The following is a 21,257-nucleotide window of genomic DNA, read 5'->3' on the forward strand; positions in this document are numbered from 1 at the left end:
AGTCCTATCCCATGGGGGTGCGCTGTGCAAGCAACGTCCCAGTGCGCAAGAATAAGCGGATGGATTTTATTGCTCGGCTGATTGCAACAATGGTCGGCCTATGGGTAACGACTCTTGTGGTCCCGTCGATTTCACTGCCGTCGGCCTCGACCTTCGAGACCATCATCGCGTTCGCGGTCATCGCCTTCTTGTTCACGCTCGTGAATTCGATCATCAAGCCCGTCGTCAAGACGCTAGCTTTCCCCCTCTACCTCGTCACGTTCGGCTTGTTCGCCCTGGTGACGAACTCGCTTCTCTTCGCGCTGACGGGGTGGCTGTCCACGTCGCTGGGAATTTCTATGACGACGGGCGGCTTCTGGTCGTGCCTGGCGGGCGCGGTCATTACGTCGGTGGTGGCCTCCATCGTGTCGGGTGTCCTGCGCGATAAGGACGATGATCGCGACTAGTCTGACCTTCCCTCCTTCGGGGCGCATCACTTAGCGGTGATGCGCCTCGTTTGGTAGTGGTGAATGGTGGTCTGCGTGTTGTGGGTGAGTCCCAGGGCCTGAGTGCGCCTGGCCTCGGCGGTCGCGAGCGCTCTCAGGCCCGGGTCGGACGAGGCCGTGGCGGCACTTAGGGATGCCCTGATTTCGTCGACGTACACGGAGACGGAGTGCGAGCAGGGAACAGGATCGGAGGCGTCGCACGTTGCTTCGTAGTCGTGGAACATGACGGTGGTGACGTTGTCGCCACGCGTGGCGGTCCCGTCGCAGCCCGGGACGATGTCGCCGAAGTTCTCGTAGGCGAGGACGGGCACGTCGTCGGGGGCGATTGTGGCCGTGGGGGATCCTGCGGTGACGACGGAGACGACGTTGTATCGGGCCCGCACGGTCGGGTCGGCGGCCATCTGGGTTGCCATGATGCCGCCTTGGGAGTGTCCGGCGAACTCGACGGCTTCGCCGGGCGCGATGCCTGCCGCATCCATGGCTTCCTTTATGGCGTCGAGTTGGTCGGAGGACATGGCGCCGACGCCTTGAAGGTTGGCGAGCGTGTCTTGCGGTCCCGTCTCGCCGATTCCAAAGGACTGTGTACCGCGGATGTCGACGGTCCACGATCGGGTGAGGGTCCCATCCTCGCCGACTGTCACGTGTTCTTCAATGGCAATTTCGCCGTTGTTAGAGTCGCCGCCGCGCATGTCGCTGATGTGATCAATGATGTCGGCGCTGGTGGCTGCTCCCTCGTAGTGGCTGTCGGGGGCGGTGTCCGGCATTGCGGCGAGGGTCGCCTGGGTTCGTGCTGCCAGGACGTTTGGCGGTACGAGAGGGGCAGCTCCATTGTGGTGGACCCGCGTCTGGCCGGAGCCGGTGACTGCGACCCCGTAGCTAAGTCCATGGTTAATCCCGCGTCGTGTCAGCCACACGCTAATCAGCGCGGCGATTCCAGCCTCTGAAGATGTCGAGTTCGAGTTGATGTTACGACTGACGCCGACACCCGCCAGTTGGCGCACCGCGAACCTGTATGCCGGACACGAGTTCAGGTCGAGGGCAACTCGTCCGAGGTCGCGTTGAAACTGGGCGCCGGATTGCTCGTCGCCGTGGAATGTGAACACCAGGAAGCTGACCACCGTGTTTTTCATATCCCTCCCCCCGGCGACAAACGCCTCTACGGGACTTATGACGGTGGGAAGCCAAGGGACTCCTGCGCGCGTGGCGATGTCCTGTTCCATGTGGAAGACGGCGTTGCGGACCGCACCTGGCATTCCGCCAGCCACGGCATACCTGGCGATGCCACCGGCCGTGAGCTGTGGTCCCATCGGGCTGCCGGGGACGGCTTCCCAGAGGGAGGCCATGGATTCCGCGTCGCCGTAGGTCAGAGCCGCATCCTGTAGTTTCCACAGCAGAGAGTTCACGGTGGATTCCAGCGTTCCCAGGGCCTCTAAGGCCGTGTTGATCGCGTCGATGAGTCCCGCGGTGGCGTCGGGGAAGAGCGTCGCGCCCAGGTCGGCCTCCCACAGGGCGGTGTTCAGGGCGGCCTTTGCAGGTCCGATTGAGAGGGTCTCTTCGTAGGTGAGAAGCGTGTATACGCTGCACAGCTGGTTCACGTCGACGCTGAAGGCACCGGAGACGACGGAGGTATCGCGATGCGGATCGAAGGCCATGGTCACCACGTCCCCGAACTTGCGCTAAATCCGGAGGGTTGCAGGTCCGCTCGTCCTTTGGCGCACGAGCCGACGGAGGGCACGAGGTCCACAGCTGCCTGGATGTCATCAAGGACAACCTGCGCCTGAGCCACGGCCTCGTCCCTGGCGAGCCTGTAGGAGTCACCTCCTGTGCCCGTCCATTGAGCGCAGGTGGCGGTGGTGAGGACGGCGCGTAGTCCATCGATGAAGCCGTTGGCGGAGTTGAGTGCCCCGGAGGGGCCGAGCGTATCAATCATGGTGACTCCCATGGGCGCAAGCGGTTTAGATTCAATCGGAACGCTACGCCCGAGGCCAGGAAAGCCTCCACCCGCAGGAGGCTGCCTGTGGATAGCCCGACGCGCGCACTATCCCCTGTGTATGACGGGATCCCGCGTACCTTCGTTGTGGATAGCGGCCGGTTACTGGTCGAGGCCCATGCGCGCGCGTTCAGCACACAGCAACCCCGGCCTCGTGCGTTACCCACGCCACGGAACCGCCGAGCGGACTCAGCGTCCCGGAGGCACGGCACTCTGGGAAGATAGGGGTATGAGCGACACGATGACACTGTTCTCCACTGCCCACGGCTATTCGGACCTGGCGGGCGGGGGTGAGCCGCTCAGCCCGCTGGACGGGCGCTACCGCGCGGTGGCCGCGCCGCTGGCGAATTACCTGTCCGAGGCGGGCCTGAATCGCGCGCGCGTGCACGTCGAGATCGAATGGTTGATTTTTCTCTTAGACAACGGTGTCCTGCCGGGCGCGCCGACGCTGACGGATGCGGAGCGCGACTACCTGCGCGCGCTGCCCCGCGATTTCGGAGCCGATCATATTAAGCGCCTGGGCGAGTTTGAGGCCGTCACCCGCCACGACGTCAAGGCCGTCGAATACCTGATCGGCGAGTATCTTCAGGCCGCGGCCGGCAAGCTGGGCGAGGGGACGACGCTGCCGACCCTGCGCGAGGTCGTCCACATTTTCTGCACTTCCGAGGACATCAACAACCTGGCGTACGCGCTGACGATTAAGGCGGCGACCGAGCAGGTGTGGCTGCCGTCGATCCGCGCGCTCCTGGATCGCCTGCGCGGCCTGGCCGAGGCCGGGGCGGCGGTCCCGATGCTGGCGCACACGCACGGACAGCCGGCGACGCCGGTGACGATCGGCAAGGAGATGGCGGTGTTCGCGCACCGCCTGTCCCGCCAGATCAAGCGCGTCGAGGCCACTGAGTACCTGGGCAAGATCAACGGCGCGACGGGCACGTGGGCCGCGCACGTCGTGTCGGTGCCGGGCGCGGATTGGCCGACGCTGGCCCGCTCTTTCGTGGAGGGCCTGGGCCTGACGTGGAACCCGCTGACCACGCAGATCGAGTCGCACGACTGGCAGGCGGAGCTGTACGCGGACGTGGCGCGCGCGGGCCGCATCGCCCACAACCTGGCGACGGACGCGTGGACGTACATTTCGATGGATTACTTCCACCAGAACCTGGCGGCGCAGGGTTCGACGGGCTCGTCGACGATGCCGCACAAGGTGAACCCGATTCGCTTCGAGAACGCGGAGGCGAACCTGGAGGTGTCGAACGCGCTGTTGGATTCGCTGGCGTCGACGCTGGTGACCAGCCGCATGCAGCGCGACCTGACGGATTCGACGACGCAGCGCAACGTGGGCGTCGCGTTCGGTCACGCGGTGCTGGCCTACGACAACCTGGTGCGCGGCCTGGACGGTATCGAGATTAACGCGGCGCGCATGGCCCGCGATTTGGATGCGAATTGGGCGGTGCTCGGCGAGGCCGTCCAGCAGGCGATGCGCGCCGCCGCGATCGCGGGCGCGACCGGCATGGCGAACCCGTACGAGCGCCTCAAGGAGCTGACGCGCGGCCACGAGGTGGGCGCGCGCGACATGCGTGAGTTCATCGCGGGCCTGGGTCTGCCCGCCGAGGTGGAGGAGCGCCTCCTGGCGCTGACCCCCGCGACCTACGTCGGCCTGTCCGAGCGCCTAGCGCGCTGGGAAGCCTGAGCCTGGGCGGGGTTGGGGCGGCGGGTGCGCGGGTTCGCGCCTCGCCGCCCATCCCGTTTCTGCCTGTATCGACGAGGCCGACTCTCAGCTGCCGGTCACGGCCTCCAGGCGGGGTCGCCCTCGGGCGCGCCGTAGCGGTCGTAGAGTTCGTCGGGGCGCGCGATCTCGTCGGCGAAACCGAGGGCACTCATGTCGACGACGGTGTTGGACTGGGCGCCGGGCGCCTCGAGGTCACTGGCGTCGGCGTGGGCGAGAAGGACGCGGGCTCGCACGCTGACGGGAACTATATCGTCGTTATTCCAGGTCACGCGGGTAGCCACGTCGAGAGCGCGCGTCGCAGCCTCCACGTGCGCCAGTTCGTCTGACGCGGACACCACGACGTCGATCGATACGAGGGATGGGCGTCCGAAGCCCTCACCAACCTCAACGTTGACGACGCGGCGCGGCGCCCCGGGCGCGCCCTCCACTGGGGCGCGCGAACCGGAGGTGGCGGCATGGTCGATAAACGTCTCCGGGAAGGCTGCCTCTAGCGCGGACGAAACCAGGTCCGTGAAACGCTGCGTGCGCCCGGTTCCGCGCGTCGAGGCCAGGGCACGCCACGCAATGCCGGCACCGATCGCGCCCACGCCGAGCGCGCCGATCATGAGCGGCCCTGCGATCTGTGGGAGTCGGCCGCGCAGACCCGACGACGCGGCCTTATTGACGGGGGTCGAGACGCGCATCCATCGGCGCACCTCGCGCAGGGGGGCGTGAGGTTCGGTCATGAGCGATCCTTTCTGAAGGGGAGAAGCGAAGCGACTGCGGCGCACACGCAGGGTCGGCGACGACGAACGCGGGCGACGCGCGGCAGGCGACGCGCGGTGGTCGCGTAGTCGATCGGGTAGATGGCGGGCTCGTAGGCGCTGGCGCGTTCGAGCGCGGCGACCGTGTCCCACGTGCCCTCAGTGGTGGGGGTGAGGATGTCTTGCCAGATCTCAAAGTGCATGACGCGCGTCGGCTCACCCGGGGTGGGCAGGAAATCTTGGAGGGCCGCCATCGCCGAGGCCAACCTGCCCCAGGGGGTGACGCGTACCTTGCGCTCGAGGAGTCGCACGGTCTCCGTGTAGGTCGAGGAGGAGTGCGCGTAGTAGAGGGGGCGGGTCCGAGGCCGCACGAGGCTGCGCCCGACGGTGACGCGCCGGTCGGGGGCGCGGTCGGGTGAGCCGTCCAGGCTCGGCATGACGTCCTGGTCATGGTTGACGGCGATGGTCACCACTTCGGGGCGCACGCGGATGCGGCGATTCGGGCCGCCCGTGGACAGGATGCCGACGACGTTCACCCCGGCCTCGTCGGGTGGGACCGAGGCGAGGGCGGCGGCCACGATACCGCCTTGGGAGTGGCCGCAGATGAGGACGGGCTCGCGTGTCCACCGCTGCGCGGGCACTCCGTCGCGTTCCATGGCGGCGTGGATCGCACGCACGACGCCGACGCTCATCGAGGCCTCCAGGCCGAGCATGAGGCGAATGTTCGTCTCAATGTCGGCGGGGTTGTTCGTGGAGCGCCAGGTCATGGACTCGGTGCCGACCAGGGAGAGGAGCCAGCGGCGCGCCTCGCCCTCGCCGACGCGCGTGATTTTGACGGCGGGGCCGATCGTGCGCGACCAGTAGAGCTCGTCGATGTCGGCGCACATGTCGGACAGGACCGCGGGTGCGTCGACGCGGCGGATCTGGGCCTCGGGGTGACCGGGGAGCGGGTCCTGGAAGGCCGGGTCGGCATCGGAGTCGCGCAGGAGGGCGACGTGGACCGCGCCGCCGCGCAGGGCACCCACGGCGGTGCCGATCGTCAGCATTCCGGTCATGAGGGCGTCGTACCCGCGCCTGGGGATGAGGGGCAGCATGCGGGCCATGCGCCCGTCCCTATCCGCGCCGATGGCCACGACCGCTCGCGCCCACGCGCGTCCCACGGTCGCGGTGCGCCGCGCGACGTGTGAGAGGGAGCGAATGAGGAGCGTGTCGAGGCCCGGGGTATCGAAGAAGATGCGCTGCGATTTTTCGCTGATCACGGTGCCCATGTCGTCGGAGAGGGAACGCGCGCGAGCACGCACGTCCTCGGGCAGCGCGGGGATTTCGGCGAGGGCGCCGACGGCGACCGTGGCCGCAAGGGCGGGGACGATGGGGGCGACTTTGAGGCGCAGGTAGAGGCCGGGGTAGGCCTGGGGGACGCGGCGGATCGCGCGATAGCGCCGACGTGAGCGTCGCTTCATGTCCCCTCCTTCCGCTCCACTGTGTCTCCACCCTACGAGAGGTGGTTGGAGGGACGCCAGGGGAGGTGACATGGGGAACGGGAACACCCCTTGACATCGATACCCCCTAGGGGTATCGTATGAAGCATGAGCAACGAACACGGCTACCATGGCAACACCGAGAATCACCTCGCGCGCCTGCGCCGCATCGAGGGTCAGGTGCGCGGACTGCAGCGCATGATTTCGCAGGGCGAATACTGCATCAACATCCTCACACAGGTCTCAGCCGTCCAGTCCGCGCTCGATTCCGTCGCGGTTAACCTGCTCAAAGACCACATGAACCACTGCGTCGTCACGGCGGCGCGCGAATCCGACCAGGCCGCACAGGCCAAAGTCGACGAGGCGGCCGCGGCCATCGCACGCCTCATCAAGTCCTAACCACAAGGAGACACCATGACCACCGAGATCGATCGCACCATCGAGCTGTCCGTCGACGGCATGACCTGCGGCCACTGCGTGATGAGCGTCAAGGAAGAGCTGGGTGAGATCCCCGGCGTCAAGAACGTCGACGTCATCCTCAACTCGGGCGCTACCTCCACGGTGACGGTTTTGACCGACAAGCCCCTCGACGACGCCGCTCTGAGCGACGCAGTGTCCGAGGCCGGCTTCACGCTGACCGGCATCTCGCGCGACTTCTGAGAACTTCCACGCCTCAACGACGAGGCCGGGGCACCTTCCCCGGCCTCGTTTCCTTTCGCCCGATACATACCCCCGGAGGGTACCCATGTCTACTCATTCCGTGACGCACGACCACACAGCTACCGCCTCTTCGCACGGCGCATCCCAGGCCTCGGCCCCCACCCCCCAGGTGGGCGAGGGCACCCGCGCCCACGCCGCCGACCTGCGCCGACGCCTCATCGTCTCCGCGCCGCTGGGCATCCTCGCGATGCTCCTATCAATGGTGCCCGCCTGGCAGTTCACCGGGTGGCAGTGGGTCGTCGCGGCGGCCTCTATCCCGGTGGTCACGTGGGGCGCGTGGCCCTTCCACCGGGCGGCCTTCGCGGCCGGGCGCCACGGGTCGACGACGATGGACACGCTGGTCTCCCTCGGCGTCGTCTCCTCCACGCTGTGGAGCTGGTGGGCCCTCCTGTGGGGCGGCGCCGGCATGCTCGGCATGCGCATGCAGATGAGCCTCATCCCGCGCGCGGCGCACGCCGGCCACGCGGAGATCTACTTCGAGGGCGCGTGCATGATCGTCGTGTTCCTGCTGACGGGCCGCTACCTGGAGGCGCGCGCACGCTACCGCGCGGGCGACGCGCTGCGCTCGCTGCTGCGCATGGGCGCCAAGGAGGCGACGCTCGTGCGCAACGACCCTGCGACCGGCGAGCGCACGGAGAGCGTCGTTCCCGCCTCGTCCCTGCAAGTCGGCGACCTCTTTGCGGTGCGCCCCGGCGAGAAGGTGGCGACCGACGGCATCATCGTCGAGGGCTCCTCCGCCCTGGACACCTCGCTCCTCACGGGCGAATCCGTGCCCGTGGACGCGTCCCCCGGCGACGCGGTGACGGGCGCGACCGTCAACACGTGGGGCTCCCTGCTGGTGCGCGCCACCCGCGTCGGATCCGACACGACGCTCGCGCAGATCGGGCGCATGGTCGCCGAGGCCCAGGCCGGCAAGGCCCCCGTCCAACGCCTCGCGGACCAGATCTCCGGCGTGTTCGTGCCCATCGTCATCCTTGTTTCCCTGCTGACCCTCGCGGGGTGGCTGCTCGCGGGCGGCAGCGTGCAGGCCGCGTTCACGGCGGCCGTCGCCGTCCTGGTCGTCGCGTGCCCGTGCGCGCTCGGCCTGGCCACGCCCACCGCGATCCTCGTCGGGTCGGGGCGCGCCTCGCAGCTGGGTATCCTCATCAAGAACGCGGAAATCCTCGAGCAGACGCGCTCGATCGACACCATGCTCCTGGACAAGACGGGCACCGTCACCACGGGCGTCATGTCCCTCGAGTCCGTCGCGGTCGCTCCCGGCGCGGGCGGCTCCCCTGAGGTGGACGAGGCCTCGGCCCTATCCCTGGCCGCCTCCGTCGAATCCCTCTCCGAACACCCCGTCGCCCGCGCGATCACGTCGGGTGCATCCTCCCGAGGTATTTCTCTCGTGCCCGTGACCGCGTTCGCGAACCAGCCCGGACTCGGCGTCGTCGGCCTCACCGCCCGCGGCGGCGTGCTCGTCGGCCGCCCGTCGTGGCTCGCATCCCTGGGCGTCGACGTGCCCGATTCTCTCCTCGACGCGGTGCGCGAGGCCGAGGCCTCGGGCGCCTCCGCCGTCGTCGCAGCCCTCGCGCCGAACCTGGGTTCAACGGCAACCTCCACCCCGGCGACAGTCGCCGCCACGCCCGAGGCGCCCGCACCCATCGCACTCCCCGGCCCCGACGCCGATCTGCCCCTCGCGACCCTCACCATGAGCGTGGGCGGCATGACCTGCGCGTCCTGCGTGCGCCGCGTCGAACGCAAGCTCGGCAAACTCGACGGCGTGAGCGCCGAGGTCAACCTCGCCACGGAATCCGCGCGCATCACGCTCACCTCCCCCCACACCGACGAGGAACTCGAGGCCGTCGTGAACGCCGCCGGCTACACCGGCACCATCACCTCCCGCACCGAGGCCGCGACCGCCGATGGCGCACCCACCTCCGGCGGCAGCGCGACCGGGGATACCGGTACCCCCACCCACGACGCCACCGCATCCTCAACGGGCGAGCGGGAGGGGGCCACGGCCTCGTCCCTGGTGATTCCCGAGCGGGTCGATGGCCGCGCGATTGCCGCTCTCGTCGTGCGCGACACGGTCAAGGAGTCGTCGGCTGATGCGATTGCTCAGCTACGCGAGCTCAGCATCGAGCCGATCCTCCTGACGGGCGACAACAAGGCCGCGGCGCGCCACGTCGCAGACCAGGTCGGGATCGACCGCGTCATCGCGGGCGTCCTGCCCGACGGCAAACGAGACACCGTCGCCTCCCTCCAGGCCGAGGGGCGCACGGTCGCGATGGTGGGCGACGGCGTCAACGACGCGGCCGCCCTCGCGCAGGCGAGCACGAAGGGCCTGGGCATCGCGATGGGCTCGGGCACGGACGTCGCGATCGAGGTCGCGGACATGACGCTCATGAACTCGTCCCTGACCTCGGCGGCGACCGCGATCCGAGTGTCGCGCCGGACGCTTCGCATCATCAAGGAGAACCTGTTCTGGGCGTTCTTCTACAACGTGCTGATGGTGCCGCTCGCGATCGCGGGGCTGCTCTCCCCCATGCTGGCCAGCGCCGCGATGGCCTGCTCGTCCGTGTTCGTGGTCCTCAACTCGCTGCGCCTGCGCACGGCGAAATAGGGGCGATCACACCGGCGACACGTGGCGTCCCGTCACCGCTGTTCATTTCATTGCGGCCGCGTGCGACCAGCAGATCGCCCACCCCCAGGCAGGAGACGCAAAAGTAACCTTGTCGACCACATGCAGCCAGGGGATTCGCAGCAGGTGCACACCTTCGAAGAGCCGGCTCGGAACACCCCATGCTCCACACGATCCTTCTCATCCAGACAACGTGTTCAATCGCGAATGAAACCGGTGGAGCAACCGTCTAGTCCCGGCGAGCACTGCACCCTTTACGTCGCACTGCACCCGTTACGGGGCGCTACACCCTTTACGTCGCGCTGCACCCTTTGCGTCGCGCTGCACCCGATCAGAAGAGGTGCAATGCCCACGGATCGGGTGCAGCGCCCAACGCAACAAGCATTTTCTCGGAGGCGCACTGCCCACCTGATTCCGCATCGGCACACCTGCCGCCCTCACCTTGAACACCTGCCGCTATGGGTCTGACTATCACTCTCTAGTCCCAGCCACACACAGCACCTTCACCAGCAAAGATCGCCACGGCAATTGGCATGTTGCTGACCGAGCAATGGATGATCGTGATTGCCCCGGGGAACTGAGAAGGATCGTGGGTCTGAGCAACTGAGTCGAAACAAACTGGACGAGGCCCCGGAGACATCCATGAGCTCCACACGCGTGTAGTTCTGTCGATCCACATGGCTTACGCCGATCTTCACCGCTGCGCGGCACTTTGCGTATTACGAGGTGCGGCGGGCGACCCGGAAGCCCGCCTCGGCGTAGACCGTCTCGTAGGTGTGGCCGGGGTGCGCGGCACTGGCCCAGGACTCGGCGTCAACCTCGGCACCGCCCCACGCGTAGGACTGCCGGTCGACGACAACATACTCGGGCGGGGTATCCATGCCGACGGTCGTGCCCACCCAGTAGACGTCGCGCCCGGGCACCAGCCGGGCCAGCAGCGTCGTGTCGGTTTCGACGCTGGTCCCCGCGGGCACGACATTGAGCGCGCCCTGGGCTGCCGCCATGCGCGGGCTTTCCACGAGAGTCGGCAGCTTCCACAGGGGCAGGAACGAGGCCGTAAGCGCCAGGGATACGGCGGGCACGCACGCGACCGCCCACGCGGCCACGCGCCACCGACGCGTCGACGAGGCCGGGGCCTCGTCCTCTGAATCCGCGCCAGTCTCGGCGGCGGCGCACTCCGGCGCGAGCCACTGGCTCATGACGTCGAGCAGGGAACAGGCGGCGATGGGAACCAGCACGGCGTTGTAGTGCCACGAGTCCCACACGTAGTAGGACTCGACGGAGCCCGCGAATCGCCAGGCGAGCGTTGGCAGGACGAGGGCGAACCAGGGCGAGGCGCTGCCCACGAAGCCGGCCCCCGCGAGAAGAACGAGGAGCGTCGCAAGCTTGACAGAGGGGGTCGTCAGGATGTCCCACAGGGATGGAAGCCCACGCGCCGCGGTGGATCCATCCATAGGTGTGCCCGCCCCGGTCGCGGCCCCATCGAGGGAGTAGGCCCACGTGCCCGCGGGATTCATGGCGGGCAGCAACACCTTCACCGTCACCACAAACGCGACGATACCGAACAACGCGTACGCCAGGCCCCGCAGGACCGCGGGCCGCCCCTCGCCGCGCCCACGCCACGCGAGCGCGAGGCCCGCCATAAACACCGTCAGCCCCAGGTCCTCCTTGACGAGGACCAGCGGAGCCAGCCACCCCATGCACGCGCCCCACCGATGCTCCACGAAGGCGACACCCCCGAAGGCCAGCAGCGGAACCGCCACGCAGACCTCGTGAAACTGCGCGCCGACCGCGCCCTGCAGCCCCCAGCCCAGCCCGTAGCCGAGACCCACAATCACCGCACCCCCACGCCCGAACAGGCGCTGCGCCAAGCGAGCCACCGGCAGAACCGACACAGCGATCAAGACATCCTGGACAACCAGGAGAGTGAGCGCGGAAGGGAAGAGCCGATACACCGGCCCCAGCAGCGCCAGGATCGGATGGAAATGATCGCCCAGCAGGTTGTAGCCCGGCCCCTTGATGGGGACGATGGGCGCCTCGAAGCGCGAGTAGGCTTGGACGGCCTCGGCGAAGATCCCCAGGTCCCAGGAGGGCGCGACGAGCGCGCGCCACTGCCCCAGCGACAAGCACACGTAGAGGCCGCCGACCGCGCAGGCAACAACGACCGGCAGCCACCAGGTCGCGACGACGCGTCCGACGACTAATCGATCCGGGCGCTTCACCCGACCATCTCCGTCCGGCGCGCTCCGGGAGAGTCGACCGCTTCCGCTTCGTCGCGCGACGAGGCCGGGGCAGGGTAGGGCACACCGATCCCCTGCTCATGGTCGGCTCGGCGCTTCGAGCGGGCGTCGGAGTGGAAGACCTGGCTGACGGTGGCTCGCACCGCGTCGAACATGCGCGCCGGACGATTGAGCGAGCCGAGAGAGCGGTCCGCGCCCGAGTGCGTGAAGTTGCAGGGGACCTCCATGACGGACAATCCGGCGCGCAGGACGCTGATCGTCATCGCAGCTTCGAGCGCGTAGCGTCCCGCGAAGGGCATGGCCGCCTCGATGGCCTCGCGCGTCAGACACCGCTGGTAGCTCAGGGGGTAATGGCAGTACCAGCCGGTCTTGCGGCGGATGAGGCGGCGCACGACCGCTGGGCCGTAGCCGGAGTATTCGCGACCGGTGGCCGGTACGGCGATCGCCATGTCGACCTGTCGGGCGAAGACGGCCTCGACCAGGGCGGTGGCTTCGACGGCGGATTCGCCCAGGTCGGGCGAGAGGAGGAGGATGTGGCGGGGCGGACCGTCGGGGCGGTCGCGCATGGCGGCAACCTTCACGCCGGTCTCAATGGCCGAGGCGCGCCCACGCTCGACGGAGTGGCGCACGACGACGGCTCCAGCGGCCCTGGCGGCACGCCCGGTGTCGTCGGTGGACCCATCATCGACGACAATGAGAAGGTCAACGCCGGGTATGGCGCGGCACGCGCGCACGGTGGCGGCGACGGCGCGACCGACATTGTGCGCATAGATGACGGCGGCGACGCGCTGCGGGTGGGAACTTCGTGATCCGCTGGGATAGCTCACACGTCATAGTCTACGGGTGGTGGGCCACTCTCGCGCCCCACCACCCGTAATGTGATCGACAAAGCTTCCTAAACAGAAGGTAAAAATATGCTCAGCGAATCGTCACCGCGCGAGACACTAACCCCTGGCGGGCGCGACGCTCCTTGTCATTCAGGCGTTCAGTCACGGTGAGCGCCTCGGCAAGAGCCCTCGCGAGAGCCTGCGTGCCGGGCGCGACATCGCTCGCACTTGCCCCCTCAGACAACTCGAACACAGGGACGACCAGGCCACACGCCCGGAAAGAGCCCACGTAGCGCGAACCCTCACCGACGTTGGCTTCGCCGCGCGCAGCCAGGCGGGCCAGCGCGTCAAAGAGCTTGGTTTCGTCATTGTCCGTCAGGAAACGCACGAAGTTACGGTTCATCTCGCACCAGTACGCTCCGGGAACGCCGGGCACGGGCTCGGTCGGAATGATCTCCTCGCGGTTCTGATCGAGGGCGCGGCGCGTCGACTCGTCGATCTCATCGGCGGGGTCGAACCAGAAGGAGAAATCCTCCTCGAGCTTCATGTCCGTGAAGCTGTCGAGGTCGAGGATGTCCTGGAGACGCTCAGACGGCTCGCGCACGTCGATCGAGATGACGCCCTCGTCGCCCGCTTCCTTCGCGGCGATGGCCGCGAGCAGCGCAGCACCCGCGTCGTGACTGAGGTCCGCGGAGTTCGAGCGGGTCTGCAGAGCGACAAGGATTCGACCGTCGGGACGAATCATTGCGGGCTGTCCCTCAGGCAGAAGAGTAACGAAGTCGAATTCGACGGCGCCATGGTCGGCGTCGGTGCGTGCAGTCAGCGTGGCCGCCGGGATGAGCTCGCGCATAGCGACCAGCTCAATCTCCTTCGGTAGGCCCTCGAAGGGGCGCGCGACGAAGGGGATCGGCGGGCGATATGCCTTGAGCTTGGCGGGATCGGTGACCTTCTTACGGCGGCTAGCTTTACCCATGGGAGTAATCGTAGCGGGTTTCGCTGAATCGACGAGGCCGGGGCCGGGGCGAGCCGACCCCCTCGCTTCGTCCCGCCCTCCCCAAATGTTGCACGTAATTTGGTTCCCCTACCTTTTATTAGGTATCGAGATTTGCCCGGAATTCCAACGATCCGATTTCAATGTTTGAAATAGGTCGAGGGGAATTACGTGCGACATTTTTGGGTAAACATATGGTGATGCAGAGTCTGGACAGCGCGCGGGCGGGGGCGCGGGGGCGGGGGCGCGGGCGCGCGCGGGCGCGGGGCGCGCGGGGCGATGACCTGCCGGGCAGGGCCGCGCGGTAGGCGTCGAGCGCTCGTACCCGGCCACGCCCTCGGCGGTGGGCTCCAGAGTCGAGACCGAGGCGCCCGCGAAGACGCGCTCGGAGAGGTACTCCGGCAGCGCGAGGCCAGCCTCGCCCCCCCGCGAGGACCGCACGGTAGCGCGCGAGCACCGCGATACCCCACGCTCCGCCCTCGCCCGCGGTGTCACCAACGGAGACGGGGATGTTCAGCGAGTCGGCGAGGATCTGCTGGGCGACGCCCGGGGTCTTGAAGAGGCCGCCATGGGCGAAGAGCGAGTCGAGGCGCACCCCCTCCTCGCGCAGGATGTGCCGATGCGCACGGCTGCAAAGACGCTCATGAGCTGGGCTCGCACGGCGTTCGCGAGGTTCACGCACGCCTCGGCGGTGTGCGTGAACACGGGCTGCGCGGCCTCCTGACCGACGAGCGGCTCGGCGGACAGCGTGTTGTAGGCCATGACGCCGCCGGCGTCGGCCTCGCCGGTCAGCGCGTGGTTGTACAGCGCGTCGTAGATCGCGGGGACGCTCACGTCGGCGACGACGAGGCGCGCGAAGTCCGCGAACCAGCCCACCCATGCGTCGATCTCGGACGCGCCGTTGTTCGAGTGGACCATCGCGACGGGCGAGCCGTCGGGGGTGGTCACCATGTCGATCTCGGTGTGCAGCTGCGCGAGGGAGCGCTCGAGGACCGCCATGAGGAAGACCGAGGTGCCGCACGAGATGTTTCCGGTGCGCTGCGCGATCGCGTTGGTCGCGATCATGCCGGTGCCCGCATCGCCCTCGGGCGGGCAGAGCGCGATGCCGGGCCGCAGCGTCCCGGTCGGGTCGATGAGCGCGGCGCCCTCGGGAGTCAGTATGCCCGCGTCCTCGCCGGCGCTCAGCACGGTCGGGAGGATGTCGCGCAGACGCCACGGGACCAGGCCCTCGACCATGGCCTCGTACTGATCAAGGTAGAACTCCACATAGGTGCCCGTGGTCGAGTCGATCGGGAACATACCCGAGGCGTCGCCGACGCCCAGGACGTGGCGTCCCGTCAGCTGATGATGGACCCACCCGGCCAGCGTCGTCAGGTGGGCGACGCGCGGCGCGTGCTCCTCGGAGTCGAGGACCGCCTGATGCAGGTGGGCGATCGACCAGCGCAGGGGGATGTTGAAGCCAAAGAGGCGGGTGAGCTCGTCAGCGGCGCGTCCCGTGTTGGTGTTGCGCCACGTGCGGAAGGGCGCGAGCAGGTTGTCGTCCGCGTCGAAGGCGAGGTAGCCATGCATCATCGCGGAGATACCGATCGAGCCGTAGGACGTGGGGGTGACGTCGTAGCGCTCGCGCACGTCCGCGACCAGGGAGGCGTAGGCGCTTTGCAGGCCGGCGACGACCTCGTCGAGGCGATAGGACCACAGGCCGCCCTCGAGGTGGTTCTCCCACCCGTGGCCGCCGGTGGCGAGCACCTCGTGGTCGGGGCCGATCAGCACGGCCTTGATGCGGGTCGAGCCGAATTCGATGCCGAGCGCGGTGTTGGCGGCGGTGATGGCGACGCGGGGGTCGGTGCTCATGTGTGCTCCTTGGGTCTTCATTGACGAGGCCGGGGCCTGGAATGCGCTCACGGTAACACTCTCGCGCACGCTCCGACGGGACCTGCGACCACTTATCGAACACCGTGCACGATATATGCGAATTCGCGCTTTATTCACGGCGCTGTTGTCCCATGAGCCTGGTGCTCCCACCCACCCATCTTCCTCTTCAATTCGCCCTTCCAACTGACGGTTCGGGGGTGTAGACTACGCGTAGTCACTGTTGAGGAGGACGCATGTCTACGGCACGTGTTGCTCGCTCCGTCAAGCTCGATCCCGAGATCGATGCCCGGCTTACGGCCCTTGCGCAGCGGACGGGACGAACGAAGTCGTTCTACATGAATCGCGCCATCGAGTCAGCGCTTGAGGACATCGAGCTGGCCTACTCACTGCAGGCTGAGCTCGAGGACATCCGCGCCGGTCGAGTCGCATCGGTGAGCCTCGACGAGGCGGTGAAGATCCTTGGCCTGGAGGGCTGAGCTGTCACCACGCGCACTGAAACAGCTCCGCAAGCTCGATAAGCCGACCGCAAGACGCATCATCGAGTATCTCCGCGAGACCGCGAGCGGCGAGGATCCCCGCTCGCGAGGCAGGGGACTGACCGGCAACCTCGCAGGATTGTGGCGATACCATGTCGGCAACTATCGGATTATTGCTTGTATCGAAGATGACGAGCTATTGATCCTCGCCATCAACATCGATCACTGGGCTCGGATCTACCGCTGAGCTACTGAGCGCCGAAGCTCGCGATGACGAGCTCGCGGGCACGGTCGATGGCGGCCAGTTCCTCGTCCGTCAGGGCCTTGGCGGCGCTGCGACGGATAAAGGTGAGGACGACGGAGGCGTAGACGTCCGAGGCCAGGGGGAGCACCTCGTCGTCGACGCGGCCACGCGCCCAATCGGTAAATACCGAACAGCACGTGCGATAAAGCTGCTCATGCAGGTCGCCGTCGCCTCCCACGCGGATCGCCAGCAGGGTTGTCAGTGCCTGCCCATTGTGCGCGTACACGTCCGCAAGGTGGCGGGCGACGGCGCGGGCGTCGCGCCCCTCGCCGAACCACAGGCCCTCGAGGGCAGGGGTGATCTCTTCGAGGAGGAAGGACACAACCTCGGCCAGGAGAGCGTCCTTGTCGGTGTAGTGGTCGTAGAAGGTCGTGCGCGACACCATCGAGGCGGAGCAGATGTCGGTGACGCTCACGTGCGCGTAGGGCTTTGCCTGGCACGCCTTGACGAGGCCCGAGCGGATCGCCCGACGCGTCTTCCGGATGCGCAGGTCCAGGTTGTGCTCGGCCTCGCGCCCATGCTTATCCGCACTCCGCAGGAACATGTCTCTCCGATCAGTTTTCCTCTATTAATAGGCTTATCCTACGCATAGCGTTCGCGTCGTCCAGTATCCAACACTCCGTTTGTTATTGTACGGTCCGCCCTAGCTGTGAAGGCGATAGCGTCGAGTTATGTTCACCGAGTACACCGGCAATCGCCAATTCGACCTGCAGCTCAACCGGACCTTCGCACCGATCCTCGATCGCCCCGGAATGGACAAGGTTGCAGCCACCACGCTCCCCCGCCTGCGGACAACGGACCAGATCACGGAGCTCGCACAACACCTCGCCGAGCGCTTCTCACCCGAGGGCGACAAGGACGCCGCGTGGCGCCTCTACGAGCTCGCGGCCTTCTACCTTGGTGCGGATGACCCCCGTAAGCGGCGCTTCATCAACGCCATGTCGGCCTCCTTCGACGAGGCCCACCGAGGCCTCGCGCTCACCAGGCACGCGGTCCCCTATCGCGGCGGTCAGCTCACCGCGATGCGGTGGGAGGCGAACCCGGCGGACCGCACGCAGGCCCCGGCGGGCACCCCGACCACGCTCGTCATGATGAACGGCTTCGACGGGTACGCGGAGGAAATCATCGACTTCGCATCCCACTTTCCGACCCGTCCTTTTGACATCATCACCTTCGACGGTCCCGGTCAGGGGCACACGGTGCTGGCAGGCATGCCCCTCGAGCCCGAGTGGGAGCGCCCCACGGACGCGGTCTTGGATTACTTCGGGGTGACCAGCGCCGCCGCGCTGGGTGTGTCCTTCGGCGGCTACCTGGTGATGCGTGCGGCCGCCTACTGCCCGCGCATCAGCCACGTGATCGCCTTCGACATGATGTACCGGCTCCTGGACGGCCTGACGCTGCCACTGCCTCGTCCCCTGCGCCCCATCGCGGACGCAGTCATCGGGAACCCGAGGCCCGCGTGGCTCATCGACGCCGCGCTGCGCGTCGCGCCGAGGTTCAGCGCGGACCTGGCGTGGAAACTGCAGCAGGCCTCGCACCTGACGGGTCTGAGCAGGCCGAGCGAGGTACTGCGGGCGTTCGGCGACTACACGATGGAACCTTTCGAGGGGCGCATCACCCAGCCGTGCCTGGTCCTGGCCGGGGACGCCGACCAGTACGTGCCCTTCGAGCGCCTGGGCGACGTGCGCCGGGCGCTGGCGAACGCGGCAGAGCTGGACGTGCGCGCGTTCCGTGACGCGCAGGACCCGGACATGGCGCAGCACTGCCAGATCGGGGATTTGGACCGCGCCTTCGCGATCATGGGCGAGTGGTTGATACTCTGCAAATGAGGCGATCAACAGGCAAGTTAGATCAGGAACGCTGAATTTTCGATAATTTTTATCGATGCAAGACCGATAATGTAGACTATCCGTATGCAGCTCCTACGATTCACGTTTGAGAACCACCGATCGTTCCGCGATGAGGCAACCCTCGACCTGACACGTCCCACGCTCAAGACCCTCCGCCCCTCCAAGGGCACTACTTGGGCTGATCACATCCACCACGTTGACGGCATCTACGGCGCGAACGCTTCAGGCAAGACTAACGTTCTCGATGCCCTCCATTACATGCTCGGAGCCATCGGATCCTCGGCAACATCATGGCTCGAAAAACCACAGTTCCCTCGAGCCCCCTTTGCGCTGATCCCGGGACAGATGACAGCTCCCGCTACCTTTGAACTCGAGTTCATTGTCTCCGGCAAACGCTACGCCTATCGATTTGCGACGGATGCTGACGGCGTCACCGAAGAGTCCCTGCATGTCGTCAGCACTCGGTGGAAAGAAGTGTTCGTGCGCAATGCTGACGGGCGAGTCAAGGGCCTGAAAAGGATACCCCACGTTGCCCGACGTGAACTCGCTCTTTCCCGCGCTGCCCAATTCAACCACGAAACCGTGACGCCCATCTGGGAAGCTCTCATGCGCGGATTTGACCTCTATCACGTTGGCGATGACGAAGTCAACGCCCGCCTTGGTCGCATCGCACGACAGCTCCAAGAACGGAGTCTACGTCTCGATGACCTCGTCACCCTCGCGCAAATCGCAGACACCGGTATCACCAACATTGAGGTGGAGGAGCATGCAATTCCGCCACAGCTTGCCCGGCTCATCACACACATGCTGACACCCACAGCCGACGATGTGCAGGACGAACAGCCGGATCAGTCCTCCGAGGAGGAAAGAGACCTGAGCAACTTCATCGCACGCAATCTCTTTTTCCGACACGGTACGAATAGCGGAAGGCTCAGGCACTCCGACGAGTCCACAGGCACCATGGCATGGCTCGCTCTCGGAACTGCCGTCGTGAGCGCACTTAGGAACGGTCGCGTTCTCGTCGTCGACGAACTGGGTTCAAGCCTTCACCCTCAGCTTTCTCACCTCATCATCGACTGGTTTGAGGACCCTTCGGTGAATACAACCGGAGCTCAACTCGTTTTCACAAGCCACGACATGACACTGCTCGACGCTGGCCGCGGCGACAGAGAAAAGCGTGAGCAGGTGTGGTTCGTGGAGAAAGATAGCGACGGCGTCAGCGAACTCTTCAATCTCGCAGATTTCCCTCTTCAGAAGGGCAGCAACATCGTCAAACAGTACCTTGAGGGACGATTCGGCGGAGTGCCTTACACCGTTCCTTCGCTCATTCACAAACTCCTCAATCCTCGTACCGGAGAAGAGGAGTGAGAGTCGATGGGACGACGCAATACACGTAAATTACGCAACGCAAAACAACTCAAGATACGTTATGCGCTATTCACCGAGGGCTTAGTCACTGAACGTCAGTACCTTGAGCTACTGCGTCAACACCTGCGTCCCCGCCATGCAACTTTTTTGATCAAACCGGCTCTTCATAATTCGGGGTGTAGTTGGGGTTTGAATCCTCCGGTTTCGAGGAGTGCTCGGGTGATGTAGTGGGTGAGGTTTCGGAATCCGAGGGCGGAGCCGCGTAGGTGTTCGAGGCGGCCGTTGATGGCTTCGGTGGGGCCGTTGCTGGTGTGGGGGTGGTCGAAGTAGGCCAGGATGTCTGTGGCTCGGCGTTTGAGTGTCCTGCCCAGCGTGGTGAGCTCGGTCAGGCCCCTCGGTACGCGCGTGGAGGTCAGTGTATTGATTTCGGCTTCCATCAGGGCCTTACCCACGTCCGTGTCGGGCGCGCGGTAGGCGTTGATGATGTTCTGGTAGGCGCTCCAGGTGACCTCGAGGGCGACGTGCTCGTCGCCGGAAAACAGGTCGAGTATCTGGTACTGCTGGCCTAGGGTGAGTAGGCAGGATCTGGTGTGCAGTACCCTGCGGGCCTTGTAGAGGGGGTCCGTGGAGCGCCCGCGCCGATGGTGAAGTTCTTGCCCGGTGCGCCTTCGGCACTCATCCAAGGCATTGCCGGCCAGGTGCACGACGTGGAAGGGGTCCATGACCGCCCTTGCGCCGGGGAGCTCTTCGGCGGCAGCGCTCTTAAACCCGGTGAATCCATCCATCGCGACGATCTCAATACGCTCGCGCCACGTATCGGGCTGGGAGGCCAGCCAGGTTTTGAAGACCTGCTTGGAGCGGCCCGGGACCATATCCAACAGCCGGGAGGGGCCACGGCGATCTCGGATGGGCGTCAAGTCCAAGATGACGGTGACGAATTTGTCGCCGTATGGGGTGTGGCGCCACACGTGTTCATCCACGCCAATGACGCGCACGCCTTCGAACCGGGTCGGGTCGTTGATCAGTGAGCGCTCTCCTTCGGCCAGGACAGCAGTGTTAGCGGTATTCCAGGACACGCCCAAGGCCTGGGCAACGCGCGCCACCGTCAAATGGTGGACGACCAGCCCAGTGAGCGCCCAGCGCACCGCCGCCCGTGAGAGCTTCGCGCGCGGATCGGCCGCTTGGCTCATGTCTTGGCGCCACACGTGAGCACACGTCTCGCACCGGTAGCGGCGCACGCTCACATGCAAAATCGTGGGACGCCACCCGTAGGGCTCGTGCGCCAAGCGCCTGACCACCGTGTCACGAGCCACGCCCTGGCACCCGCAGCGTCGACACCACCGATCCTCACCAGCGATCCGGCACGCCAACACTGCACGGTCTGGCCACATGCGCTGGCCCGTCACTTCCAGGCCCAGGTCATCCAGGCGCGTGAACGCGCTCAGGTCGGGGCGATCAAAGATAGTATTGGGCATGTCGAGGTCTTTCAGATGGACGGTGTAGGAATCCCCATCATCGAAAGACCTCGACCCCTACCCGGCCACGACACGCCGAACCCCACCCA

18 protein-coding genes and 1 pseudogene are annotated in these 21,257 nt (G+C 66.4%); 9 read left to right on the forward strand and 10 right to left on the reverse strand.

All coding sequences use genetic code 11. From position 1 onward, the window contains the following. Positions 1-59 precede the first annotated feature (59 nt). The gene (locus RYL44_RS00115; RefSeq protein WP_073983692.1) at positions 60-446 is read left to right on the forward strand and encodes a phage holin family protein; all 387 of its coding nucleotides are present in this window, start codon (positions 60-62) and stop codon (positions 444-446) included. Between the two features lie 26 nt (positions 447-472). Here RYL44_RS00115 and RYL44_RS00120 read toward each other — a convergent pair whose 3' ends face one another. Together RYL44_RS00120 and RYL44_RS00125 are read right to left on the reverse strand one after the other, a co-directional pair. Next, positions 473-2,137: an alpha/beta hydrolase gene (locus RYL44_RS00120; RefSeq protein ID WP_276739616.1), complete on the reverse strand. Its 1,665-nt coding sequence runs from the start codon at positions 2,135-2,137 to the stop codon at positions 473-475. A gap of 2 nt (positions 2,138-2,139) precedes the next feature. After that, positions 2,140-2,415, reverse strand: coding sequence for a hypothetical protein (locus RYL44_RS00125; protein WP_276739614.1), 276 nt, complete (start codon positions 2,413-2,415; stop codon positions 2,140-2,142). Positions 2,416-2,704: 289 nt separating this feature from the next. Here RYL44_RS00125 and purB point away from each other — a divergent pair, with 289 nt between their 5' ends. Then, positions 2,705-4,162 (forward strand): adenylosuccinate lyase, encoded by a 1,458-nt coding sequence (gene purB, locus RYL44_RS00130; RefSeq protein ID WP_314974700.1) that lies wholly within the window; start codon positions 2,705-2,707, stop codon positions 4,160-4,162. A 95-nt stretch (positions 4,163-4,257) separates the two neighbouring features. On the opposite strand, the gene RYL44_RS00135 is transcribed toward purB, so the two are convergent. Together RYL44_RS00135 and RYL44_RS00140 are read right to left on the reverse strand one after the other, a co-directional pair. Then, a complete protein-coding gene (locus RYL44_RS00135; protein ID WP_314974701.1) occupies positions 4,258-4,926 on the reverse strand; it encodes a pyridine nucleotide-disulfide oxidoreductase in 669 nt (222 codons plus the stop codon). Continuing rightward, on the reverse strand, positions 4,923-6,404 hold the full coding sequence (locus RYL44_RS00140; RefSeq protein WP_314974702.1) for an alpha/beta hydrolase: 1,482 nt from the start codon (positions 6,402-6,404) through the stop codon (positions 4,923-4,925). The genes RYL44_RS00135 and RYL44_RS00140 overlap by 4 nt, the downstream gene beginning before the upstream one ends. A gap of 126 nt (positions 6,405-6,530) precedes the next feature. Here RYL44_RS00140 and RYL44_RS00145 point away from each other — a divergent pair, with 126 nt between their 5' ends. The 3 genes from RYL44_RS00145 (at position 6,531) to RYL44_RS00155 (ending at position 9,747) form a co-directional block, all read left to right on the forward strand. Continuing rightward, positions 6,531-6,821 carry a metal-sensitive transcriptional regulator gene (locus tag RYL44_RS00145; RefSeq protein ID WP_073983695.1) on the forward strand — a complete coding sequence of 97 codons (291 nt, stop codon included), beginning with the start codon at positions 6,531-6,533 and terminating at the stop codon, positions 6,819-6,821. A 15-nt stretch (positions 6,822-6,836) separates the two neighbouring features. Then, positions 6,837-7,082 (forward strand): heavy-metal-associated domain-containing protein, encoded by a 246-nt coding sequence (locus RYL44_RS00150; protein ID WP_073983696.1) that lies wholly within the window; start codon positions 6,837-6,839, stop codon positions 7,080-7,082. A gap of 85 nt (positions 7,083-7,167) precedes the next feature. Further along, the gene (locus tag RYL44_RS00155; RefSeq protein WP_314974703.1) at positions 7,168-9,747 is read left to right on the forward strand and encodes a heavy metal translocating P-type ATPase; all 2,580 of its coding nucleotides are present in this window, start codon (positions 7,168-7,170) and stop codon (positions 9,745-9,747) included. 737 nt (positions 9,748-10,484) lie between these two features. On the opposite strand, the gene RYL44_RS00160 is transcribed toward RYL44_RS00155, so the two are convergent. The 4 genes and pseudogenes from RYL44_RS00160 to RYL44_RS00180 all read right to left on the reverse strand — a co-directional run bounded on the left by RYL44_RS00160 (position 10,485) and on the right by RYL44_RS00180 (position 15,695). Next, a complete protein-coding gene (locus RYL44_RS00160; RefSeq protein ID WP_314974704.1) occupies positions 10,485-11,987 on the reverse strand; it encodes a DUF2079 domain-containing protein in 1,503 nt (500 codons plus the stop codon). Further along, positions 11,984-12,832, reverse strand: a complete 849-nt coding sequence (locus RYL44_RS00165; RefSeq protein WP_314974705.1) for a glycosyltransferase — start codon at positions 12,830-12,832, stop codon at positions 11,984-11,986. The genes RYL44_RS00160 and RYL44_RS00165 overlap by 4 nt, the downstream gene beginning before the upstream one ends. A 91-nt stretch (positions 12,833-12,923) precedes the next feature. After that, entirely contained in the window at positions 12,924-13,805 is an 882-nt protein-coding gene (locus tag RYL44_RS00170) for a DUF5926 family protein (RefSeq protein WP_314974706.1), read from the reverse strand. A gap of 118 nt (positions 13,806-13,923) precedes the next feature. Beyond that, positions 13,924-15,695, reverse strand: a pseudogene (locus tag RYL44_RS00180) (xylulokinase). Positions 15,696-15,928: 233 nt separating this feature from the next. On the opposite strand from RYL44_RS00180, the gene relB reads away from it, so the two are divergent. Beyond that, positions 15,929-16,171 (forward strand): type II toxin-antitoxin system RelB family antitoxin, encoded by a 243-nt coding sequence (gene relB, locus RYL44_RS00185; protein ID WP_314806026.1) that lies wholly within the window; start codon positions 15,929-15,931, stop codon positions 16,169-16,171. Then, complete coding sequence (locus tag RYL44_RS00190; RefSeq protein ID WP_314974709.1) at positions 16,155-16,418, forward strand: type II toxin-antitoxin system RelE family toxin; 264 nt, start codon at positions 16,155-16,157, stop codon at positions 16,416-16,418. The genes relB and RYL44_RS00190 overlap by 17 nt, the downstream gene beginning before the upstream one ends. 1 nt (position 16,419) lies before the next feature. Here the strand turns inward: RYL44_RS00190 and RYL44_RS00195 are convergent, their stop codons facing one another. Then, complete coding sequence (locus tag RYL44_RS00195) at positions 16,420-17,019, reverse strand: TetR/AcrR family transcriptional regulator (RefSeq protein WP_314974710.1); 600 nt, start codon at positions 17,017-17,019, stop codon at positions 16,420-16,422. A 127-nt stretch (positions 17,020-17,146) separates the two neighbouring features. Here RYL44_RS00195 and RYL44_RS00200 point away from each other — a divergent pair, with 127 nt between their 5' ends. Both RYL44_RS00200 and RYL44_RS00205 read left to right on the forward strand, forming a co-directional pair. After that, entirely contained in the window at positions 17,147-18,304 is a 1,158-nt protein-coding gene (locus RYL44_RS00200; protein WP_314805817.1) for an alpha/beta fold hydrolase, read from the forward strand. 84 nt (positions 18,305-18,388) lie between these two features. Then, positions 18,389-19,693: an AAA family ATPase gene (locus tag RYL44_RS00205; protein WP_314974711.1), complete on the forward strand. Its 1,305-nt coding sequence runs from the start codon at positions 18,389-18,391 to the stop codon at positions 19,691-19,693. 164 nt (positions 19,694-19,857) lie between these two features. Here RYL44_RS00205 and RYL44_RS00210 read toward each other — a convergent pair whose 3' ends face one another. Continuing rightward, positions 19,858-21,168 carry an ISL3 family transposase gene (locus RYL44_RS00210; protein WP_314974712.1) on the reverse strand — a complete coding sequence of 437 codons (1,311 nt, stop codon included), beginning with the start codon at positions 21,166-21,168 and terminating at the stop codon, positions 19,858-19,860. Positions 21,169-21,257 lie beyond the last annotated feature (89 nt).

It is taken from the genome of Actinomyces bouchesdurhonensis, from assembly GCF_963540955.1.
Classification (GTDB): Bacteria; Actinomycetota; Actinomycetes; order Actinomycetales; family Actinomycetaceae; genus Pauljensenia; species Pauljensenia bouchesdurhonensis.